Source organism: Bradyrhizobium sp. CCBAU 53415, from assembly GCF_028128735.1.
Lineage (GTDB): Bacteria > Pseudomonadota > Alphaproteobacteria > Rhizobiales > Xanthobacteraceae > Bradyrhizobium.
The window spans coordinates 1-861 of sequence record NZ_LBJF01000008.1 but is presented as its reverse complement, the minus strand read 5'-3'; the positions used below and the strand labels follow the sequence as shown (position 1 = coordinate 861).

At 68.3% G+C, this 861-nt stretch carries 1 protein-coding gene; it reads left to right on the top strand.

Translation table 11 applies throughout. The annotated features are described in order from the left end of the window. Positions 1 to 861, top strand: an 861-nt coding sequence (locus XH87_RS08405) for a chemotaxis protein CheA (RefSeq protein WP_442868246.1), incomplete at both ends; no start/stop codon positions are given.

Below are 861 nucleotides of genomic sequence, written 5' to 3'. Positions count from 1 at the left end.
TCGCTGATCGAGCAGACTCTGGAGCGCCCGTTGCGTCCGGGCGAAGTCTCGCTCGACGAGCTCGAGCGCGCCTTCCGCGAGACCGCGATCGAAGCGCCGGCGCCTGCCGCCAAGGTCGCGCCTGCGCCGGCGGCTGAAGCCCCCGTTGCCAAGGAAACAGTGAAGGAAGCCGCAAAGCCTGCCGCCAGGGAGAAGGCCGCGCCGAAGAAGTCGATGGCCGACGAGAGCGCCTCCGAGGGCGCCAGCATCGCCAACCAGTCGATCCGCGTCAACGTGGATACGCTGGAGCACCTGATGACCATGGTCTCCGAGCTGGTCCTGACCCGCAACCAGCTCCTGGAGATCTCCCGCCGCAACGAGGACACCGAGTTCAAGGTGCCGCTGCAGCGCCTGTCCAACGTCACCGCCGAGCTGCAGGAAGGCGTCATGAAGACGCGCATGCAGCCGATCGGCAATGCCTGGCAGAAGCTGCCCCGCATCGTCCGCGATCTCTCCAGCGAGCTCGGCAAGCAGATCGAGCTGGAGATGCACGGCGCCGACACCGAGCTCGACCGCCAGGTGCTCGATTTGATCAAGGACCCGCTCACCCACATGGTGCGCAACTCCGCCGATCATGGCCTCGAGACCCCCGCCGAGCGCCTCGCCAGCCCCCCCCCCCCCCCCCCCCCCCCCCCCCCCCCCCCCCCCCCCCCCCCCGGCAAGGGCGAGCAGGGCACCATTCGCCTGTCCGCCTATCACGAGGGCGGCCACATCATCATCTGCATCGCCGACAACGGAAGAGGCCTCAACACCGAGAAGATCAAGGCCAAGGCGCTCTCGTCGGGTCTCGTCACCGAGGCCGAGCTCGAGAAGATGAGCGAG